Annotated in this window: 20 protein-coding genes; 17 read left to right on the top strand and 3 right to left on the bottom strand. The window is 68.5% G+C overall.

What is annotated here, in order from left to right; genetic code table 11:
• Together AB0M15_RS30560 and AB0M15_RS30565 are read left to right on the top strand one after the other, a co-directional pair.
• A complete protein-coding gene (locus tag AB0M15_RS30560; protein ID WP_363825458.1) occupies positions 1 to 1,146 on the top strand; it encodes a sensor histidine kinase in 1,146 nt (381 codons plus the stop codon).
• Positions 1,143 to 1,820 carry a response regulator transcription factor gene (locus tag AB0M15_RS30565; protein WP_363825461.1) on the top strand — a complete coding sequence of 226 codons (678 nt, stop codon included), beginning with the start codon at positions 1,143 to 1,145 and terminating at the stop codon, positions 1,818 to 1,820. The genes AB0M15_RS30560 and AB0M15_RS30565 overlap by 4 nt, the downstream gene beginning before the upstream one ends.
• Here the strand turns inward: AB0M15_RS30565 and AB0M15_RS30570 are convergent.
• A complete protein-coding gene (locus AB0M15_RS30570) occupies positions 1,817 to 2,836 on the bottom strand; it encodes an NAD-dependent epimerase/dehydratase family protein (protein ID WP_363825464.1) in 1,020 nt (339 codons plus the stop codon). The genes AB0M15_RS30565 and AB0M15_RS30570 overlap by 4 nt on opposite strands.
• A complete protein-coding gene (locus tag AB0M15_RS30575; protein ID WP_363825467.1) occupies positions 2,833 to 3,624 on the bottom strand; it encodes an S-methyl-5'-thioadenosine phosphorylase in 792 nt (263 codons plus the stop codon). Before AB0M15_RS30575 ends, AB0M15_RS30570 begins: the two co-directional genes overlap by 4 nt.
• Before the next feature lie 86 nt (positions 3,625 to 3,710).
• Between AB0M15_RS30575 and AB0M15_RS30580 the strand changes: the two genes are divergently transcribed.
• Entirely contained in the window at positions 3,711 to 4,196 is a 486-nt protein-coding gene (locus AB0M15_RS30580) for a hypothetical protein (protein ID WP_363825470.1), read from the top strand.
• Entirely contained in the window at positions 4,196 to 5,182 is a 987-nt protein-coding gene (locus AB0M15_RS30585; RefSeq protein WP_363825473.1) for a sigma-70 family RNA polymerase sigma factor, read from the top strand. The genes AB0M15_RS30580 and AB0M15_RS30585 overlap by 1 nt, the downstream gene beginning before the upstream one ends.
• Here the strand turns inward: AB0M15_RS30585 and AB0M15_RS30590 are convergent.
• Positions 5,164 to 6,816: a bifunctional 3'-5' exonuclease/DNA polymerase gene (locus AB0M15_RS30590; RefSeq protein ID WP_363825476.1), complete on the bottom strand. Its 1,653-nt coding sequence runs from the start codon at positions 6,814 to 6,816 to the stop codon at positions 5,164 to 5,166. The two genes, AB0M15_RS30585 and AB0M15_RS30590, sit on opposite strands and share 19 nt — an antisense overlap.
• Before the next feature lie 66 nt (positions 6,817 to 6,882).
• On the opposite strand from AB0M15_RS30590, the gene AB0M15_RS30595 reads away from it, so the two are divergent.
• The 13 genes from AB0M15_RS30595 (at position 6,883) to secF (ending at position 18,923) form a co-directional block, all read left to right on the top strand.
• Positions 6,883 to 8,238 (top strand): PLP-dependent aminotransferase family protein, encoded by a 1,356-nt coding sequence (locus tag AB0M15_RS30595; protein ID WP_363825479.1) that lies wholly within the window; start codon positions 6,883 to 6,885, stop codon positions 8,236 to 8,238.
• Between the two features lie 75 nt (positions 8,239 to 8,313).
• Complete coding sequence (pdxS, locus tag AB0M15_RS30600) at positions 8,314 to 9,216, top strand: pyridoxal 5'-phosphate synthase lyase subunit PdxS (RefSeq protein WP_363825482.1); 903 nt, start codon at positions 8,314 to 8,316, stop codon at positions 9,214 to 9,216.
• Between the two features lie 9 nt (positions 9,217 to 9,225).
• Complete coding sequence (locus AB0M15_RS30605) at positions 9,226 to 9,786, top strand: hypothetical protein (RefSeq protein ID WP_363825485.1); 561 nt, start codon at positions 9,226 to 9,228, stop codon at positions 9,784 to 9,786.
• Entirely contained in the window at positions 9,783 to 10,376 is a 594-nt protein-coding gene (pdxT, locus tag AB0M15_RS30610) for a pyridoxal 5'-phosphate synthase glutaminase subunit PdxT (protein WP_363825487.1), read from the top strand. The genes AB0M15_RS30605 and pdxT overlap by 4 nt, the downstream gene beginning before the upstream one ends.
• Positions 10,377 to 10,410: 34 nt before the next feature.
• Complete coding sequence (locus AB0M15_RS30615; RefSeq protein WP_363825491.1) at positions 10,411 to 11,172, top strand: YebC/PmpR family DNA-binding transcriptional regulator; 762 nt, start codon at positions 10,411 to 10,413, stop codon at positions 11,170 to 11,172.
• A gap of 33 nt (positions 11,173 to 11,205) precedes the next feature.
• Positions 11,206 to 11,667, top strand: a complete 462-nt coding sequence (locus AB0M15_RS30620) for a hotdog fold domain-containing protein (protein WP_363825494.1) — start codon at positions 11,206 to 11,208, stop codon at positions 11,665 to 11,667.
• 41 nt (positions 11,668 to 11,708) lie between these two features.
• A complete protein-coding gene (locus AB0M15_RS30625) occupies positions 11,709 to 12,878 on the top strand; it encodes a GNAT family N-acetyltransferase (protein WP_363825497.1) in 1,170 nt (389 codons plus the stop codon).
• An 88-nt stretch (positions 12,879 to 12,966) separates the two neighbouring features.
• The gene (ruvC, locus tag AB0M15_RS30630; protein WP_343966041.1) at positions 12,967 to 13,563 is read left to right on the top strand and encodes a crossover junction endodeoxyribonuclease RuvC; all 597 of its coding nucleotides are present in this window, start codon (positions 12,967 to 12,969) and stop codon (positions 13,561 to 13,563) included.
• Between the two features lie 16 nt (positions 13,564 to 13,579).
• A complete protein-coding gene (ruvA, locus tag AB0M15_RS30635; RefSeq protein ID WP_363825501.1) occupies positions 13,580 to 14,182 on the top strand; it encodes a Holliday junction branch migration protein RuvA in 603 nt (200 codons plus the stop codon).
• Between the two features lie 5 nt (positions 14,183 to 14,187).
• Positions 14,188 to 15,240 (top strand): Holliday junction branch migration DNA helicase RuvB, encoded by a 1,053-nt coding sequence (ruvB, locus tag AB0M15_RS30640; protein ID WP_328325328.1) that lies wholly within the window; start codon positions 14,188 to 14,190, stop codon positions 15,238 to 15,240.
• Between the two features lie 197 nt (positions 15,241 to 15,437).
• Complete coding sequence (yajC, locus tag AB0M15_RS30645; protein WP_363825506.1) at positions 15,438 to 15,887, top strand: preprotein translocase subunit YajC; 450 nt, start codon at positions 15,438 to 15,440, stop codon at positions 15,885 to 15,887.
• A gap of 82 nt (positions 15,888 to 15,969) precedes the next feature.
• Positions 15,970 to 17,736 (top strand): protein translocase subunit SecD, encoded by a 1,767-nt coding sequence (gene secD / locus AB0M15_RS30650; RefSeq protein ID WP_363825508.1) that lies wholly within the window; start codon positions 15,970 to 15,972, stop codon positions 17,734 to 17,736.
• Positions 17,736 to 18,923, top strand: coding sequence for a protein translocase subunit SecF (gene secF / locus AB0M15_RS30655; protein ID WP_363825511.1), 1,188 nt, complete (start codon positions 17,736 to 17,738; stop codon positions 18,921 to 18,923). The genes secD and secF overlap by 1 nt, the downstream gene beginning before the upstream one ends.
• Positions 18,924 to 18,930: the final 7 nt, after the last annotated feature.

Genomic DNA, 18,930 nt, shown 5'->3' on the forward strand with positions numbered 1-18,930 from the left:
ATGGGGACGGCGGTCTTGGTGGGAGCGAGGCGGTGGGGGATCGGCAGGGGCGACCTGCTGCTGACCGCGGCGCTGCTGGTCCTGCCGGTGGCCGCCGTCCTAGCCCTGCCGCCGCACTGGCTCGACGACAGGCAACTCGACGCTCTCGGGGTCACCCTGCTCGTCCTGGCGACCATGCCGGTTCTTGTCAGACGCCGCTACCCGATCCAGGCGCTGCTCTTCTGTGTAGCCGTCCAGATGGTCTACCACGCCTTGAACTACACGCACGAAGTCATGCTCCCCGTAGCGGTAGTCCTCATCTACACGGTCTCCCTGACCACCTCCCGCGCCTCGACGCTGGCGATGGTCGGAATCAGCGTCGCCGGAGTCCTGGTGAGCGCGAGCGTCCCGCAAGACGAATCGATCGGCGCGGAGGTGATCAGCCCGCTTGGCTGGTTCGCGGTCGCCGCGGTCGGTGGCCAGGCGATGCGCCTGCACCGCGCCCTGCTCACGGAGACGAGCGAGCGCCGGGTCGCCGAGGAGCGGCTGCGGATCGCGCGCGACCTGCACGACGTCCTGGCCCACCACATCGTCGTGATCAACTCCCATGCCGGTGTGGCCGCTCATCTGCTCGACGAGCGCACCGACGATCCGACCCTCGCGCTGATCTCTCAGTCGCTGCACACGGTGGCGGACGCGAGCAGCGGAGTACTGGCCGAGCTGAGAACCACCCTCGACGTCCTCCGCGGCAACGAGGTCGACGTGGATCGGCACCCGACGCCGGATCTCGCAGGCCTGGCCCGGCTCGTAGCGGTCACCACAGCGGTCGGAGTACAGGTCGAGCTGCGAATCAGTGGCACCAGCCGGCCGCTGCCGGCAGCCGTCGAGATCACCCTCTACCGGATCGCGCAGGAGGCCCTGACCAACGTGGTGAAGCACGCGCACGCTCGACAGGCACTGGTGCGGCTCGAGTACGACGTCGAGGAGGTTCGGCTCGAGGTCACCGATGACGGCCGGGGCAGGTCCGACAGCGGCGGCACAGCCGGCTACGGCATCGCGGGGATGTACGAGCGGGCGCAGTCCGTCGGAGGTCAGCTGGTCACTGGCGACGACCGGTACGGCGGATTCCGGGTCGCGGCGACCGTACCCACTCCGGGAGCGCGATGATCAGGGTGGTGCTGGCCGACGACCAGGAGCTGGTCCGGAGCGCCTTCGCGATGCTCGTCCGCTCCGCGCCGGACATGGACGTCGTCGGTGAAGCCGCTGACGGCGACGAGGCGGTCGAACTGGTCCGGTCGACCAGGGCCGACGTCGTCGTGATGGACATCCGGATGCCGGGGACGGACGGGATCACTGCCACCGCCACGATCGCGGCCGACGAGGATCTGAGCGGCGTACGGGTGCTGATCCTGACCACGTTCGAGAGCGACCACAACGTGGTGGCCGCGTTGCGTGCGGGAGCGAGCGGATTCCTGGTCAAGGACACCAAACCCGCGCACCTGCTGACCGCCATCCGTACCGTGGCCGCCGGCGAGGCACTGTTGTCGCCCGGTGCGACCCAGGCACTGATCGAAAGAGTGCTGAGGCAACCCGATCCGGCCGGCCCGGCACCCGGCGCACTGGCGGCGCTGACCCGGCGGGAACGCGAGGTACTGACGCTGATCGGCCGTGGCCTGAGCAACGGCGAACTCGCCGAACAACTGGTGATCAGTCCGCTGACCGCGAAGACCTACGTGAGCCGGTTGCTGACCAAGCTGGACGCCCGCGACCGGGCCCAACTGGTGATCGCCGCCTACGAATCCGGTCTGGTTCGCGCCTCCAGCCAAGGAGACCCACCTTAGGAGCCGATGAGGTCTGCGATGCCGCTCCGTAGGTCGTAGTCGGGCTTCCAGTGGAGCTCGTCTCGCAGGCGCTCCGATGACGCGGTGATGTGCCGGACGTCGCCGAGCCGGTATGCGCCGGTGACCACCGGTGCGGGGCCGCCGTATGCGCGTGCCAACTCGGACGCCAGATCGCCGATCGTGCGGACCGTACCGCTGCCTACGTTGTAAGCGACGAACGGTGCAGCCGCAGGCGCGTCGACAGCCGCGAGCACCGCGGACGCGATGTCCGCGACGTGGATGAAGTCTCGCCGTTGACCGCCGTCTTCGAAGACCCGCGGTGCCTCTCCTCGTTCCAGCATCGAGCGGAAGATGGCGGCGACTCCGGCGTACGGGGTGTTGCGGGGCATGCCCGGGCCATAGACATTGTGGAAGCGAAGCGCAGTCGCCTGGCCGCCGGTTTCGCGGGACCAGGTGGCGGCCAGGTGTTCGCCGTGGAGTTTGGTGGCGGCGTACGTGTTGCGGGGGTCGGTGGGAGCGTCCTCGCTCACCAACCCTGGCCGCAGAGGTTCGGAACAGATCGGGCAGGGCGGTTCGAAGAGCCCGGACTCAAGATCCGAGACCCGGCGTGGTCCGGGGGCGACAGCGCCGTGGCGGTCGCATTCGTAGTGGCCCTCGCCGTAGACGACCATCGAGCTGGCATAGACGAGTCGCTGCACGTGGTGCTGCCCAAGAGCGCGCAGCAGTACGGCGGTACCGAGGCTGTTGGTACCGACGTAGTCGTCCATGTCGTCGAGGTCGACGCCGAGGCCGACCTTCGCCGCGAGATGCACGACCGCGTCCACGCCCTGCAACGCCTCCGAGACCACCGAAGCATCGCGGATGTCGCCGACGATCAGGCTGTCGATGACAGGTGGGATCTCATGCACATCTGGGCGTAGCGAGTCGAGCACGCGCACCGAGTGCCCGTCGGCGAGCAGTTGCGCGTGTACGTGTCGGCCAATGAAACCGGCGCCACCCGTCAGCAGAATCTTCACCAGAGGTCCTCTCCGGCCGTACCGTCCAGGGAATGCCGGCAGCTGCAGTCCTCGTCGGCCTTGGGTAGTTGCCCGATCACCTCGGACAGCAGCCCCTTCAACCGCTCGATGCTCCGGCCGAAGACCTCGAACACCTCCGCCTGGGTGACGCCTCCACCCACCGAGACACCCGCATCGTGATCGGTGACGACAGCGACCGACGTGTAGCAGAGCGCCAACTCGCGGGCGATCGACGCCTCCGGAGCGCCGGTCATTCCGACCACCGACCACCCCTGCGCCGCATGCCACTGCGACTCCGCCCGGGTCGAGAACCGCGGCCCGTTGATCACCACCATGGTGCCCTCGGCAACCACCGATCCGTTGCCTGCAGCAATCACTGCAGCTCGCCCCGCCGGGCAGTACGGATCAGCCACCGAAACGTGCACAACCGGTCCGCTGCCGTCGTAAACCGTATGTTCCCGCCCCCAAGTCCGATCGACGAACTGGTCAGGCACCAGCAAAGTCCCAGGCGTCAGCGACACACGCAGCGAGCCGACGGCACAGGGCGCCAGGACCTGCCGGACGCCAAGCTGGCGCAAGGCGAACAGATTCGCGCGGTAGTTGACCCGATGAGGCGGGAACCGATGATCCCCACCATGGCGCGGAATGAACGCGACCTCCCGCCCGCCGACGACCCCCACCACCGGCAGCTCACTAGGCGGCCCGAACGGCGTCGACACCTCCACCGTGCGCGCCCCGGACAGGAACGAGTAGAAGCCAGACCCACCGATAACACCGATTTCCGCCATGCCTCCGACCCTAGAATCCCGCGCCCCGGCAACTACCCGATCCGCCCGGACCGTCAGCGCTCCGTAATCGATGGTCGAATGTCCCCGTGACGGTCTCTGCAGTGCTGATCCTGGTGGGAGTGCTACTGCTCCTGCTTGGCGCCTACTGCAGCTGGACCGCCGGCCGCCTCGACCGCCTCCACCACCGCGTTGCCACGGCCCGCGCCTCTCTCGAGACCGAACTGGCCCGCCGCTCCGCCCTGGTCGCCGAGCTGGCCGGCAGCGGCGCGCTAGACCCCGCGTCCTCCCTACTCTTGCTGGATGCAGCCCACCGAGCCAGTACTGCGACCAGCGACACCCGCGAGCGAGCCGAGTCGGCCTTGACCCGGGCGATCGGAGCAACCGGCACAGACGTCGAGCCCTGGGCGACAGAGCTCGGTACTGCGGTACGCCGGGTCCAACTGGCCAGGCGATTCCACAACGACATCGTGGTGTCGACCCGCGTGCTCCGGACCCGCCGCATCGTCACGTGGTTCCGCCTAGCCGGCCACGCGCCCATGCCCACCACCATCGAACTGGAAGACGGCAGCTGATGACTGTCACCGAGGAAACCTTCGCCGCCCAGGCAGAGCAGTACCGGCACGAGCTGCGCGTGCACTGCTACCGCATGCTCGGCTCCTTCGACGACGCCGAGGACATGGTCCAGGAGACCTTCCTCCGCGCCTGGCGCAGGCGCACGGACTTCGAGGGTCGCTCCTCCTTCCGCGCCTGGCTGTACAAGATCGCCACCAACGCATGCATCGACGACGTACGCCGCCCGCAACGCGTCCTCCCGCACCAACTGGAGCCCGCCTCCTGGCCAACAGGCGAAGCGATCGCCCGCACCGACCTCCCTTGGCTCCAGCCGTACCCCGACGTCCTCCTCGACCGAGCCGAAGAGCCTGACGCAGCAGTCGTACGACGAGAGACGATCGAGCTGGCCTTCCTCATCGCGATCCAGCACCTCCCCGCGCGTCAGCGCGCCGTACTGATCCTGAGAGACGTACTCGGCTGGTCCGCCAAAGAGACCGCCGACCTACTCGACTCCACCGTCGCCTCGGTCAACAGCGCCCTCCAGCGAGCCCGGCCGGTACTACGTGAGCACCTCCCGCCGAGGCGCACCGAGTGGGCCCCAACCGGCGACCCCTCAGCCGAAGAGCAGGCGCTGCTGAAGAAGTACATGGACGCCTGGGAGCGAGCCGACTCGGCAGGCATCGCCCAGCTCATGCACGAGGACATCCGCATCACCATGCCGCCGTACCCGTTCTGGTTCGAAGGCCGCGTCGACGCCCAGCGGATCATGGCCGCCAACCTCGATCCCGACGGCGACACCAACCGCGGCGACTGGCGCTTCATACCCACCACGGTGAACCGCCAGCCGGCCCTGGCCGCGTACCTCCGGGTGCCCGGCGACGACCTCTACCGCCCGTTCGGCATCGACGTGTTCCGGATCGAGCACGGCCTGATTGCGGAGATGACCGCCTTCGAGCTCACCGACTTCGAACGCCTCGGGCTACCTACTCATTTCGCGTCGGCATAGCACTCCACGATGGCCGTCGTGAAAGGAAAGCGGGTCGGCGTCTCCCCGAAGGTGATCCGGCCCGCAAGATCGCCCGCGGCCTGGATCGCCCGGGCAACCTCCTCGGCCTCGTCGGCCGGGCAGTGCACGATCACCTCGTCGTGCTGGAAGAAGACCAGCTCGGCCTTGAGCTCGGCGATGGATTGTCGCAGCGCGGCCATCATCAACAACGCCCAGTCCGCAGCCGATCCCTGGACGACGAAGTTCCGCGTGAACCGTCCCCGCGCCCGAGCATGCCGCGCGTCCGTCTGCCGTTCCTCCGACGGCCCTTCCAGCATCGCCTCGTCGATCGGCGACCCCGACGGCGGGCAGGTCCGCCCGAGCCAGGTCCGCACCAAACGCCCTTCCTCCCCAGCCCGAGCCGCATCGTCCACATAGGCGACGGCCTTCGGGAACCGCTTCCGCAGCATGGCGAGATTCTTCAGCCCGTCGCCCGACGTCTGCCCGTAGATCGAACCGAGCACGGCCAGCTTCGCCATCCCGCGATCACCCGAGAACGCCTTGTCCGAAACGGCTTTGTACAGATCGCCCGAGTCGCCCGCGACCTCCATCAACCCAGGATCACGCGAGATCGCCGCCAGCACCCGAGGCTCCAGTTGCGACGCATCGGCGACCACCAGCCGCCACCCCGGATCCGCGACCACCGCCTTCCGGATCACCTTCGGAATCTGCAGTCCGCCGCCGCCGTTGGTCACCCACCGCCCGGACACGGTGCCACCCGGGATGAACCCCGGCCGGAACCGCCCGTCATGCACCCAGTCGGTCAACCATGACCACCCGTTGGCTGTGTAGATCCGGTAGAGCGTCTTGTACTCGAGGATCGGCGCCACCGCCGGATGCTCGATCCGCTCCAGCTCCCACTTGCGAGTCGACGTGACCTGGAACCCCGCCTGCTTGAAAGCCTTCAGTACATCCGCAGGCAGCTCCGGCCGCACCCGTCGCCCGAACGCCTCGGAGATCTGATCCGCCAACTCGGTCAACCGTCGCGGCTCCCCGCTCCCCGCGAACCGCTCGCCAAGCAACTCGGTCAACAGCGTCCGATGCCGCTCCGCACTCCACGGCAGCCCGGCGCGATCCATCTCGGCGGCGACCAGCATCCCGGACGACTCCGAGGCAGTCAGCAGCCGCATCCGCTCCGGATACTCCGCTTGCTGATGCCGGCGGAGTTGCTCTGCATAGACCCGCAGCAACGCCTCGAATCCGATCGGCTCTTCCTGGATCTCGAACAGCGACGACTGCTCGCCAGGTGTGATCGACCGCAATGGCGGATCGGCAGGCACCGGCTTCCCGCTCAGCCGGGCCCAAGCAGCCGCCGCGGACCGAGGCTCACCCCATCGCCCCTCATGCCCGAGCAGCAACAACTCGGCCGACTCGATGTCATAGCACCGCTCGACCCGGACGCCGGCCGCCAGCAACCGCGGGTAGATCTCGGGCGACGACCGCCAGACCCACCTCGTCACCTCCGGCCGAGACCCGACAGCGGCGGCCAGGTCCGGCTCACGCAGCACCGGACCCGCCGGCTGACCGTCGGGATGGAGGGCGGCCAACAGCGCCCCACCACCCTCAACCGGCGCGATCGCCCACCGCTCGTCCATGCGCTGATCCTCACACCTGGCACGGACAAAAACTGTGAGTGAGGCCAATCGTGTGACACTGGACTTATGTGGCGGGGGAGCGACCTGGATCCGGCGGACGGGACCAAGACCGAACAGGTCGAGGCTCTGGTGCTGCGCCGGATCGAGCGAGGCGACCTGTCGATCGGATCCCGCCTCCCGTCAGAGCGAGTACTGGCCGAGCGACTCGGCCTCAGCCGGGTGACAGTGGTGCGCGCACTCGACCAGCTGCGCGCTGACGGCGTACTGGAGACAAAACGAGGCTCCGGTACGCACGTAAGGCCGCTCGACCGCCTACTGGACCCCATTGCCCCGGCCTCGACGGTGTCGGCCGGCGACCAGCCCCTGCTCGACCTTCGCTTCGCCACCACCGCCGCCCCGCACGACGTGGCCGAGGTGGCCGCGCAGATCATCGCCGAGGGCCTCCCACAAGCCATGGGCGGCGACGGCCCACCTTCCGGCGGCTCACTGGACCTCCGTACTGCGCTAGCCGAACGCCTCATCCTCGAAGGCGTCCCCACCGAACCAGGCCAACTGACCCTGACCGTAGGCGCCGCAGCCGGCCTCAACGCAGCCCTGGCGGGCCTGGACCTGGGACCGGGCGTCGCGATCACCGAGTCGCCCACCTACCCAGCAGCCTTCGACCTGCTCCGCCGACACCGCCTGGACGTGGTCGGCTGGCCCGCTGGCGTCTGGGACACGGACCAGCTCGCCCATCTCTGCAGGCGCCACAAGCCGAAGGTGATCTACCTCCAGGCGGACAACCACAACCCAACCGGCCTCAGCCTCCCAGCGGACCGGCGTACGGCCGTAGTGGAGATCGCCCGACGCTACGACGCCGCACTGATCAGCGACGAGACCATGCGGCCGCTCTGGCTGGCCAGTGGAGAGCAGGCCGAGCCGCTGAGTCGATACCCGCGCACGGTTAGCGTCGGCTCGCTCAGCAAGACCGTCTGGGGCGGACTACGCGTTGGCTGGGTCCGTACCGGCCGGCAGCTCAGGCGGAGGATCAACACCTCGGCACAGCTCAGCGTGACGTCGCCCAGCGCGCTGGATGACCTACTGGCGCAGGCGATCCTCGGCAGGCTCGACCGGGTGATCTCCCGGCGCAAGACCCGCCTCCGGTCCAACCTGGCGGCGCTGGAGACCGGGCTGAAGACACTCGACGGCGTGGCGTGGCCGACCCCGACCGGTGGCATGACGCTGTGGCTCGAGCTCACCGAAGTACGGGCCAGGAAGGTGCTGGAGGCCGCGCGGGAGCAGGGACTGCTCCTGGGTGCCGGGGAGCTGTTCACGCCGGACGGGACCGACCGACGGCATATCCGGATCCCGTTCACCGCCCCGCCGGCCACCCTGCGGCTTGTCGTCGCCCGGTTGGGAGAGGCGCTGAAGCAGTCCAGTTGATTTAAGGTGGACTGAAGGTTGTCAGTCCACTCGTCCTACGCTGGATCCGTGCCAGACCGCGACCAGGAGGATGCAGTGACCGAGACCCAGAACACCCCGCAGACCGGTACCGCCAAGGTCAAGCGGGGGATGGCCGAGATGCTCAAGGGCGGCGTGATCATGGACGTCGTCACCGCCGAGCAGGCCAAGATCGCCGAGGACGCCGGTGCCGTCGCGGTGATGGCGCTCGAGCGGGTTCCGGCCGACATCCGGGCCCAGGGCGGCGTCTCCCGGATGAGCGACCCGGACATGATCGAATCCATCATCAACACCGTGTCGATCCCGGTGATGGCCAAGGCCCGGATCGGTCACTTCGTCGAGGCGCAGATCCTGCAGAGCCTCGGTGTCGACTACATCGACGAGTCCGAGGTGCTCACCCCGGCCGACTACGCCAACCACATCGACAAGTGGAACTTCACCGTTCCGTTCGTCTGCGGCGCGACCAACCTGGGCGAGGCGCTGCGCCGGATCACCGAGGGCGCGGCGATGATCCGCTCCAAGGGCGAGGCCGGCACCGGTGACGTGTCCAACGCGACCACCCACATGCGCCAGATCCGCCAGCAGCTCCGCCACCTGCAGAACCTGCCCGAGGACGAGCTGTTCGTCGCGGCGAAGGAGCTGCAGGCGCCGTACGAGCTGGTCAAGGAGGTCGCAGTGGCCGGCAAGCTGCCGGTCGTACTGTTCACCGCCGGTGGCATCGCCACCCCGGCCGACGCGGCCATGATGATGCAGCTCGGCGCCGAGGGCGTGTTCGTCGGCTCCGGCATCTTCAAGTCCGGCAATCCGGCCCAGCGCGCCGAGGCGATCGTGAAGGCCACCACGTTCTACGACGATCCGGACGTGCTCGCCAAGGTCTCCCGCGGGCTGGGCGAGGCCATGGTCGGCATCAACGTCGACGAGATCCCGCAGCCGCACCGGCTCGCCGAGCGCGGCTGGTAAGCAACACCGGTGGCAGAGCAAGCAGTAGGTGAGCGGACCGCGCGCGAGTTGCGCGGTCTTGCTCGCGTCCTGGTCCGCTCCGGGTACGCCGACCGCGCCGCCGTCACGGCTGCCCTGACGGAGGCTGTGCAGGAGGACGCCCCGGCGGCTGACCCGGGCGTACTGGTGCCGGAGCTCGTGGACGAGGCAGTGACGGCTCTAGCTGCCGACTCGACCGACTGGGCTGAGGAGACCGACCCGGACCGGCTGGACGCAGTACTGGCCGAGCTGGAGTCGCTAGGGGTCGTAGTAGTGCGCTACACGTCGGATCACCACGCTGCACGTGCGGTGCTGGAGTCGGCCGCGGACCCCAAGGGCCTGGTCTTCTTCACCGACACGGACGTCTGGCACGCAGTGGACTTCAGCATGCTCGAGTTGAAGGTCTGGCACCCCGACACGGCCAACGTCGCGCCGGGGGAGTCGCTGCTGGACGACGTACTGGCTCTGCTGCACGAGCGGGACCTACCGGCGGTCTTCGACGAGGGCCGGATCGAAGTGACCATCGACTGGCAACGGAGGGTTCAGCTGTGACGGTGATCGGTGTGTTCGCGCTGCAGGGCAACGTGCGTGAGCACCTGGCCATGCTGGCCCAGGTAGGCGTCGAGGCGCGCCCGGTACGCCGGCCGTCCGAGCTCGCCGAGGTCGACGGGCTGGTGCTGCCCGGTGGCGAGTCGACCACGATGGACAAGCTGGCCCGGACCTTCGAGCTGTTCGAGCCGCTGCAGAAGCGGATCGCGGACGGGATGCCGACCTTCGGCACGTGCGCCGGGATGATCATGCTGGCCAACGAGATCACCGGCGGGATCGACGGCCAGGAGACGCTCGGCGGCCTGGACGTGACGGTCCGCCGGAACGCGTTCGGACGGCAGGTCGACTCGTTCGAGGCGGATCTCGACTTCGCCGCGTTCGACACGCCGTACCACGCGGTGTTCATCCGGGCACCCTGGGTGGAACGCGTCGGGCGCGACGTCGAAGTACTGTCGACGGTGAGGTCGGGCCCCGCCGCAGGTAGGATCGTCGCGGTTCGCCACGATCGGCTGCTGGCCACGTCGTTCCACCCCGAGATGACGGGTGACGCTCGGCTGCACGGCTACTTCGCCGATCTGGTGCGCGACCTCTAGGTCAGTTGCAGGCGGTAGAAGGGTTGGGTTCGCGATGTCAGGCCACTCCAAATGGGCCACTACCAAGCACAAGAAAGCGGTCATCGACTCGAGGCGCGCCAAGCTCTTCGCGAAGCTGATCAAGAACATCGAGGTGGCCGCCCGGACGGGCGGCGGTGACCTCGCGGGCAACCCGACCCTGTACGACGCGGTCCAGAAGGCGAAGAAGTCGTCGGTCCCCAACGACAACATCGACCGCGCGGTCAAGCGCGGTTCCGGTGCCGAGGCGGGTGGCGCGGACTGGCAGTCGATCACGTACGAGGGCTACGGGCCGAACGGCGTCGCGATGCTGATCGAGTGCCTGACCGACAACCGCAACCGCGCGGCGGCCGACGTCCGGACTGCGATGACCCGCAACGGCGGTTCGCTCGCCGACCCGAACAGCGTCGCCTACCTGTTCAACCGCAAGGGCGTCATCGTGGTGAACAAGGAGCAGGACGGCAAGACCTACTCCGAGGACGACGTGATGGAGGCCGTGCTCGAGGCCGGCGCCGACGAGGTCAACGACCTGGGCGAGTCCTTCGAGGTGATCAGCGAGGCCAGCGACCTGGTCAAGGTCCGGACCGCGTTGCAGGACGCCGGTATCGACTACGAGTCGGCCGACGCGTCCTTCGTCCCGTCGATGACGGTCGAGCTGGACGCCGAGGGCGCCGGCAAGATCTTCCGCCTGATCGACGCCCTCGAGGACAGCGACGACGTCCAGAACGTCTACGCCAACTTCGACGTCTCCGACGAGGTCATGGCCGAGGTCGGCTGACATTTAGCTTTACCCGTGGGTAACATGTGCGGCATGGCCAACGACGTGCTGCACATGTGGGAGAAGTTCCGTGGGGTTCCGGGCGGTTCGCGGCTGTTCTCGCTGGCCTTCACGCTGAAGGCGCCGTACTTCCGCTCGGTCCGCCCACGCTTCGTCCAGGTGAGCCCGAACTACGCCTCCCTGGTACTACCGAAGCGCCGGGCCGTCCAGAACCACATCGGCACCGTGCACGCGATCGCCGTCTGCAACGGCCTCGAGGCGGCCATGGGCGCCCTGGCCGAGGCGACCATTCCTTCCGGCAAGCGCTGGCTGCCGAAGGGGATGGAGGTCGCGTATCTCGCCAAGTCGACCTCGGACCTCACCTGCTCGGCCGAGACCGACCCGGACGCGTGGACGGCCGGCCCGGACGTCCCTGTCCAGGTCAAGGCGACCCGTACCGACGGGACGGTCGTAGTGCAGGGCACGATCAACCTCTGGGTCACCGACAAGAAATAAACCCGGGGTACTCCGGGCCGCCCGCGTCGTAGGGTCTGACCGTGGCTGACGACATGCGGTTGGTAGATGTCCAGACCGAGCACTTGGACGACGTACTGCGCGTCCGATCGCGCTCCTTCGGGTTGCTGGAGGCCGGGCGTCGTGAGGAGTGGAAAGCGGATGCGCAGGCCTGGATCGCCGACCGGCGGATAGTCGGTGTAGTGGATGGCGACGAGGTGGTCGCCGCCGCCCGGTACTGGCCGTTCGAGCAGTGGTGGAGCGGGCGCAAGGTGCCGATGGCCGGTGTCGCCGGGGTCGTCGTCGCACCGGAGTACCGGGGGCGTGGGGTCGGCAGCATGGTGATGCGGGGGATTCTTGCCCGGGCGGTCGAGCATGGGTACCCGTTGTCGGGGCTCTACCCGGCTACCACAGTCATCTATCGGCATCTGGGGTACGAGTTCGGCGGCGGACGGTACCGGTACACCTTCCCGGCGGCTGACCTGCGTTCACTGGGTGGCAAGGAGGTCAGCGTCCGCCGGGCCGGTCCTGACGACGCCGGCCGCCTCCTTGAGCTCGCCGGGCAGTTGCACAGCACTGGGCGGAGCAACGGGCCAGTGGTCTGGCCCGAGACGAAGGTGGCCGAGTGGCTGGGGGAGGAGAACAGCTTCTGCTACCTGGCTGAGGACGGGTTCGTCGTCTACGGCTGGCAAAGCGGCAAGCTGCGCGTGGAGGAGCTGATCGCAGGCTCTGAAGCTACTGCGCGCGCCCTGTGGGCGGTGGTCGGCTCGGGGTCCTCCATCTCGACCGATGTGGACGCCTACCTGTCGCCGGAAGACCCTGCGCACCTCCTGGTCCCCACGGAAGCGGACAAGCACGCGCTGATCGAGCGCTGGATGCTGCGGGTGCTGGACGCGCCGGCAGCCATCTCCGCTCGCGGCTTCGCGCTGGGCGCCTCGCTGGAGGTCGACCTGGACCTCGACGACTCCGAACTCAGCGCCAACACCGGCCGCTGGCACCTGTCCGTCTCCGGCGGCTCCGGCTCCCTGACACGGGTCGAGTCCGCCGGCGACGCCCTACGCCTCGGCTCCCGCGGCCTGACCGCCCTGTACGCCGGTACGCCCCTGGCTGCCGTGCGCAAGGCCGGGCTGGCGTGGGGTGGCGCGGCCGCCGACGACGGGGCGATCGATACGGCCTTCTCGGGCTCGACGTCGTACATGCTCGACTACTTCTGAGGTTGTCCACAGGTCCTGGGCGCGTCGATTTCATCTGCTTCCGGGTGGGCGTCTAGGGTTTGTCGAACAAACGTTCGGAGGTGATCCAGTGCGCGTGCTCGGTGTCGACCCGGGACTGACCCGGTGTGGTCTCGGTGTCGTCGAAGGCAGCCCTGGGCGGCCGCCGAAGATGATCGCGGTCGGAGTGATCCGGACGCCGGCCGATCTGGACGTCGCCAAGCGGCTGGTCCGGATCGAGGCCGAGCTGGAGGAGTGGATCGTCGAGCACCGGCCGGACGCGGTCGCGGTCGAGCGGGTGTTCGCCCAGCAGAACGTGCGGACGGTGATGGGCACGGCGCAGGCGTCCGGGGTGGCGATGGTGGTTGCTGCCCGGCGTGGGCTGCCGGTGGCGCTGCATACACCGAGTGAGGTGAAGGCTGCGGTCACCGGCTCCGGCCGGGCCGGCAAGGAGCAGGTGACCACGATGGTGACCCGCATCCTCAAGCTGGCCGAGCGCCCGACCCCGGCCGACGCCGCCGACGCCCTAGCCCTGGCGATCTGCCACGTCTGGCGAGGCGGAGTGACAAGCCGCCTGGAAGAAGCCGCCGGCAGCCGAGCCAACCTCGAAGCGCTGGCCCAAGCACAATCCCGCCTCCAGGTAGCAAGACTGCGCGCCGCAGTAGCCGCCCAAGAAGGCCGACGATGACTACTGGAGGGGAAAGATGATCGCGTTCGTGCGTGGCCCGGTGGCCGCGATCGGGCTGGATAGTTGTGTGATCGAGGTCGGGGGAGTCGGGCTGCAGCTCTACTGCCACCCCGGCACCTTGGCGACGCTGCGCCCCGGCCAGGAGTTCAAGCTCGCCACCTCGATGGTCGTGCGCGAGGACTCCCTGACGTTGTACGGCTTCTCGGACACCGACGAGAAGGAGCTGTTCGAGCTGCTGCAGACCGCATCGGGCGTCGGCCCGAAGCTGGCCCAAGCGGCCCTCGCCGTCCTGAGCCCCGACCAACTCCGGCAAGCCGTCGCTGCCGAAGACCTCGCCATGCTGGTGAAGATCCCCGGCGTCGGCAAGAAGGTCGCCCAACGCCTCGTCCTGGAGCTGAAGGACAAGATTGGCGCCCCCTCCCGCACGGTGTCCGGCCGCCCGTTGGCAACGACCGAGGTCTGGCGCGAGCAAGTACATGCCGGTCTGGTCGGCCTCGGCTGGTCCGCCCGCGACGCCGACGACGCGGTCATCGCCGTCTCACCGCTTGCCCAGGGCGACACCGAACCGTCCGTGCCTGACCTGCTCCGGGCCGCCCTCCGCGCGCTCTCGAAGGCATAAAGCAAATGGACGACAACGTTCGCCCGCTGGTGTCCGCGGATGCGATGGACATCGAGGAACGGAAGATCGAGTCCGCGTTGCGCCCGCGCACGCTGGCCGAGTTCGGCGGGCAGCGCCGGGTCAGCGAGCAACTCGAGCTGGTCCTGCACGCCGCCCGCGGCCGCAACCGCGCGCCCGACCACGTGCTGCTGTCCGGTCCACCCGGCCTGGGCAAGACGACGCTCGCCATGATCATCGCGGCCGAGCTCTCCGCCCCGCTGCGGATCACCAGCGGCCCGGCGATCCAGCACGCCGGCGACCTGGCCGCGATCCTGTCCGGGCTGAACGAGGGCGAGGTCCTGTTCCTCGACGAGATCCACCGGATGTCCCGCCCGGCCGAAGAGCTGCTCTACATGGCGATGGAGGACTTCCGCGTCGACGTCATCGTCGGCAAGGGCCCCGGTGCGACCGCCATCCCGCTGGAGATCCCGCCGTTCACGCTGGTCGGCGCGACCACCCGGGCCGGCCTGCTGCCGGGACCGCTACGGGACAGGTTCGGCTTCACCGGGCATCTGGAGTTCTACGAGTCGGCCGAGCTGGAGAAGATCATCAACCGCTCGGCGGCGTTGCTGGACGTCGACATCACCAAGGAGGCGGCCGCCGAGATCGCCTCCCGCTCCCGCGGCACACCCCGGATCGCGAACCGGCTGCTCCGCCGGGTCCGCGACTACGCAGAGGTACGAGCCGACGGGATCGTCACGATCGCGCTCTCGAAGGCCGCGCTGGAGCTGTACGAGGTGGACCGGATGGGCCTCGACCGGCTCGACCGGTCGGTCCTGGACGCGCTCTGCCGCCGCTTCGGCGGGGGACCGGTCGGCCTGTCCACGCTCGCGGTCGCGGTCGGTGAGGAGCGCGAAACCGTAGAAGAGGTGGCGGAACCGTTCCTGGTCCGCTCCGGCTACCTCGCGCGTACTCCGCGCGGCCGCGTCGCCACCCCGGCCGCCTGGCGCCACCTCGGCCTGGCGGTGCCGAAAGGCGCGACTTTCGCGGACACCCTTTTCGACACCGAGGACGAGTAGCCGGGCACCATCCGGCGATCGCCGACGTTGTACGGATAACGAGTAACTCAAACGTGACCCGCAGTCATGAGGTACTTGTTGCCGCTCACGCGTTAGACTCCCCGGTGGCCCGTACCCGGGCCATCCCGCAACGACCCTGCGCGCTCGAGCAGAGCGTGCGGGGCACCCGTACTCTCGACGAAGGATTCTGAGTCCCGATGGTATTGATCGCCGCACCGATGGCCTCCTCCGGCGGTGGGGGCATCACGCTCCTGCTCCCGCTGATCCTGATCGTCGGGATGATCTGGTTCATGAGCCGTACCCAGCGCAAGCAGAAGGCCAGGCAGGCCGAGACGGTCGCCGCCCTCCAGCCGGGTACCAAGGTGATCACCACCAGCGGCCAGGTCGGCATCGTCGAGGAGGTCGACGACGAGTACGTGACGCTGGAGATCTCCGACGGCGTGCTGGTCCAGTTCGTGAAGGCCGCGATCGGCCGGGTCCTCCCCGAGGAGACCGAGGACGTGGCGGCGGACGAGCCGGCGGATGAGGCCGCCGAGGAGACCGCGACGGAGCAGGCTGACGTCAAGGAGTCCGTGGAGGTGCCGGACGCCGGCGCCGACAAGGTCCAGGACAAGCCCAAGCTGCCCCCTACGCACACCGAGAACTGATCCACCCCGTCCTATCGGCGTGCGGCGCACGGGCATCACGGTGATGCCCGAGCGCGCCCAGTAGCGCAAGGAAGAATTTGACGTGGCAACGACGACGACATCCCGCCCCGGCAGGAACCTGATCGTCCTGGCAGCCATCCTGGTCCTGTTGTTCGGGATCATGGCGATCGCCAAGACCTGGTCGCCCAAGCTCGGCCTGGACCTGCGCGGCGGTACCACCGTCACGCTGACGGCCAGCAACGTCGGCGGTGGCGGCGACCCGACAGCCGAGCAGCTGTCCGAGGCGAAGAACATCATCTCCCAGCGGGTGAACGGTGCCGGTGTCGGTGAGGCCGAGGTCGCGACCTCCGGCAAGAACCACATCACCGTCTCGGTGCCGGGCGCCAACCAGGATGCCCTGGTCAAGCAGGTCGGCCAGACCGCGCTGCTGTACTTCCGGATCGTCTACGACCAGCAGGCCGGCCAGCCGCTGCCGCCCGCGCCGCCGTCGCCGACGCCGACCGGCAAGCCGTCGACCACGCCGAAGCCGAGCACGACGCCGAAGCCGTCCAGCACGATCAAGCCGTCGAGCCCCGCCACGCCGAACGGCCGGGCCTGGAGCAGCGTTCTGGGTCAGGCCACCCCGACGCCGACGCCCAAGCCGTCGACGCCGACCCCCAAGCCGAGCACACCGGCCACGCCGACCCCGTCGACGATCCCTGGTGGACCTGTCACCGGCGACCCGCTGGCGTGGAAGCCCGACGCGGCCACCACTGCCGCCTTCGCGACGTTCACCTGCGACAAGGAAAAGCCGAAGCCGGAGGACACCGCCGACAAGCCGCTGTTCTCCTGCAGCCAGGACTACTCGACGAAGTACCTGCTCGGCCCGGCGATCCTGAAGGGCACCGACCTGTCCGACGCCTCCGCGGCCATCCCGCAGAACGGCGTCGCCTGGCAGGTCAACCTGAAGTTCACCGGTGAGGGCGGCGACAAGTTCCTCAAGGCCACCACCGCGATCTCCAAGCTCGCCCCGCCGTCGAACCTGTTCGCGATCGTGCTCGACGGCGTGACCATCTCCACCCCGACCGTGAGCCAGCCGATCCCCGGTGGCCAGGCGCAGATCACCGGCTCGTTCACCGAGTCCGAGGCCCGCGACCTGGGCAACGTGCTGAAGTACGGTGCGCTGCCGGTGGCGTTCGACACCTCCTCGGTCGAGACGATCTCGGCCCAGCTCGGTGGCGACCAACTTTCGGCCGGTATCACCGCGGGCCTGATCGGCCTCGGCCTCGTCGTGCTCTTCTCGTTCCTGTACTACCGCGGCCTGGGCATCGTCGTGGTGATGTCGCTGCTGGTCGCGGCGGCGCTCACCTACGCGTCGGTGGTGCTGCTCGGCAAGGCGATCGGCTTCTCGCTGACGCTGTCCGGTATCGCCGGTCTGATCGTGGCGATCGGTATCACCGCGGACTCGTTCGTCATCTACTTCGAACGATTGCGGGACGAAGTCCGCGAGGGTCGAAGCCTGCGCTCCTCGGTGGAGACCGGCTGGGCCCGCGCCAAGCACACCATCATCGCGGCCGACTCGATCTCGCTGCTCGCCGCCGTGGTGCTCTACATCCTCGCGGTCGGCAGTGTGAAGGGCTTCGCGTTCACGCTCGGCCTGACCACCCTGATCGACCTGTTCGTCGTGTTCGTCTTCACCAAGCCGATCGTGACGCTACTGGCCCGGACCGACTTCTTCGGCCACGGGCACAAGCTGTCCGGTCTCGATCCCGAGCATCTCGGCGTCGAACGGCTGCCCGGCCAGATGAAACCATCGGCCCGCCCGGCCGCGAAGAAGTCCACGCCCAAGCCCGTCGGAGGCGAGGTCTGATGTCGAAGCTCGGAAGCATCGGTGCCCGGTTGCACCGCGGCGAGGTCTCCTACGACTTCATCGGCAAGCGCAAGATCTGGTTCACCGTCTCGATCGTGCTGATCGTCGTCTCGCTGGCCGCGCTGCTGGCCAAGGGGCTGGCGCTCGGCATCGAGTTCAAGGGCGGCGTCGAGTACCAGGCCAAGGTCAAGATCACCAGCAACACGGTCGACGACGTCACCTCGGCGGTGAAGGCGACCAACGCCAAGGACCTCGGCGACCCGGTCGTTACCACGGTCGGCGACGACCAGGTCCGGGTGCAGACCAAGCCGCTCGGCCAGGACGACATCGTCAAGGTCCGGGCCGCGATCGGCAAGGAGGTCGGGGTTCCGACCGACCAGGTCAGCAACCAGCAGATCGGCGCCTCCTGGGGCTCCCAGATCGCGAACAAGGCGATCCTGGCGCTGATCGTCTTCCTGGTCCTCGTGTTCGGCGTGATCTGGGCGTACTTCCGCGAGCCCAAGGCGTCGATGGCGGCGATCATCGCGCTGATCCACGACGTCTTCATCACGGTCGGCGTCTACGCGCTGATCGGCTTCGACGTCACGCCGGCCACCGTGATCGGCGTCTTGACCATCCTCGGTTACTCGCTGTACGACACGGTCGTGGTGTTCGACAAGGTCCGGGAGAACACCCGGGGCATCACCGGGTCGAACCGCTACACCTACAGCGACGCGACCAACCTGGCCGTCAACCAGACCATCGTCCGCTCGATCAACACCACGTTGATCGCGCTGATGCCTGTCGGCTCGATCCTGGTCGTCGGTACGGTCGTCCTGGGCACCGGTCCGCTGAAGGACCTGTCGCTGGCCCTGTTCGTCGGTATCGCCGTCGGTGCGTACTCGTCGATCTTCATCGCTCCGGCCCTGCTGGCTCTGTTCAAGGAGCGTGAGCCGGGCATGCAGGCCCTCAGCCGCCGGGTGCTCGCCAAGCGCGCCCAAGTTGGCGGAACGGCCGGTACGCCGGTCACCGCCGGCGCGGCAGTTGGTGGCGCGACCGTGGCGGACGCGGCCCGGGTGCAGGACCGGCCCAAGGCCGCCAGCGCGACTGCCGGTGCTCCGACGGCGTCGAGCCGCCCGGTGCGGCCGACGAGTGCCGCAGGACGACCACAGCCGGCCCGCAAGCCGCGCTCCAAGCGCAGCAAGTGACCCGCGG

It is taken from the genome of Kribbella sp. NPDC051718, assembly GCF_040681515.1.
In the GTDB taxonomy this organism is placed as follows: Bacteria; Actinomycetota; Actinomycetes; order Propionibacteriales; family Kribbellaceae; genus Kribbella.